The sequence below is a fragment of the Facilibium subflavum genome, assembly GCF_003574485.1.
Taxonomy (GTDB): Bacteria; Pseudomonadota; Gammaproteobacteria; order Francisellales; family Francisellaceae; genus Facilibium; species Facilibium subflavum.
The window spans coordinates 1-1,713 of sequence record NZ_QLIT01000306.1 but is presented as its reverse complement, the minus strand read 5'-3'; the positions used below and the strand labels follow the sequence as shown (position 1 = coordinate 1,713).

Sequence of the window (1,713 nt, the reverse complement as noted above, 5' to 3'; positions counted from 1 at the left end):
GCTAATGCTTATCAAAGAGCAGCTTTTAGCATAAGAGACTTTAAGCTTTGTCTTAAAATTTTAAACCGACCGCTACAGGAGCTACTCAAATGAGAAAATCATCGTGTACAGAGTAAAATATTATTACCTTCATCATTTTTAGCCTGAATAAGATGTAAACAAGAGCTTGCTGATAATGTCTCCAAAATACCAGATAAGCTATTTGGCAAGTTTTGTTGAGAATCAATAAATAATTCAAGCATATTCATGCCCGACTGATCTTTATGTAAAAGCGCTTGTAAACGATCTGCCTCAGGCAATTGTTGCAGTATTACTTGTAAGCCTTCAGGGTAATATTCGGCACACTTTTCGAGTACTGTCTGATTATTTACCTTATTCCCCTCATACAATACCGCTAAACGTTTATCTTCTGGTAACTGAGCTAATACATTGCTTAAACAATCTGGGTTGCTAACAATCCGGTAAATCAAACTCTCCCCATAATTATTTTTTTGTCGTACAGCATTTAAACGATCCTCAATGGATAATGTTGATAAAAGTTCGGATAATACCACTTGTCCTGCTTTATATTCTGCCAATTGATGTAAACAGTTAACGCCACGTTTATTTTTATGGGTAAGGGCTTTAAAACGATCTTGCTCTGGTAACATTAATAAGATATTTTTTATAAACGGTAAGCCTTGAGAATTATCTAATGTCTCTAATAAACTCTCATCATCGCTGTTGACACATAAAAGCGCGGACAGACGATCTGTCTTAGGTAATTTTGCCAAAATATCTACAAGCATAGTTATGCTATTGCTGGCCACAGTATGCAGCACATTGCCAACAAAAATACGCGTACTTTCCTTTGTTATCGCCCTCAAACGCAATTCTTCTGGCAGTTGATCCAACAGCGCACTTAATCGCTCAGGCTGATTAATAAGCTGATGTAAGATAGTTTTACCATTCGAGTTTTGATGAGTAACAAGCTTAAGCAAGGCTTCTTTATGACCATAGGTGCCATAAAACGCTACAATCATATTAAAGTATTCCGGCGTGGCTACGTACCGCTGAAGTATGTTGCTGTTACCTACACGAAACTCATTAAATGCCTGTAAAAATTGCGCCTGAAGTGTTTCATCACTTTCGATGCATTGCTTAAATAAAGTCGTAAACTGTAAGCTAAAATTAACATAATCATCAGCTTTTTTGTGAACCAATGGATTTTTAAGTAAATCTCTAAATAAAGCTTGCGCATTCGTATCGGCTTTTATGGCTTCTAACTGCTGTGGTGTTAATTCATCACAAATACGTAGCACATCACCAAATTTTGTCATCTTAGATGCCATGACACGAAACATCATTGCGATTTTATCATTCTCAATAATTGGAATAAGCCAGGATTCAACGTTTTTTTGCGCTAAAAATTTATCAAAAACTGCAGAAAAAATAGGTTCTAACTTATCAGATGGTGTCTGAACACATAGTAAAACGGCATCGTCTAATGTTTTGAGTCCAGCCAGTAAATCATTTGATTTCGATGGATCATTTATTAGTTGTTGCAGACAGTCAATGTCCATATATTTTAATGCATCCTGTAACGACTCCATTGTTTCTGTCTTAACGCTGATTTGGTAAGCGTTCAATATCGCTGGTGTTATTGGCAAACTATCCTGACCTTTGTAGGTATCAAGGTTGTTAATAATCGCTTTTACGTAACCGCTCCATAAA

Annotated in this window: 1 protein-coding gene; it reads right to left on the bottom strand. The window is 36.3% G+C overall.

What is annotated here, in order from left to right; genetic code table 11:
- Positions 1-98 precede the first annotated feature (98 nt).
- A partial coding sequence (locus tag DNK84_RS13585) for a hypothetical protein (protein ID WP_162902504.1) occupies positions 99-1,713 on the bottom strand: 1,615 nt, incomplete at its 5' end.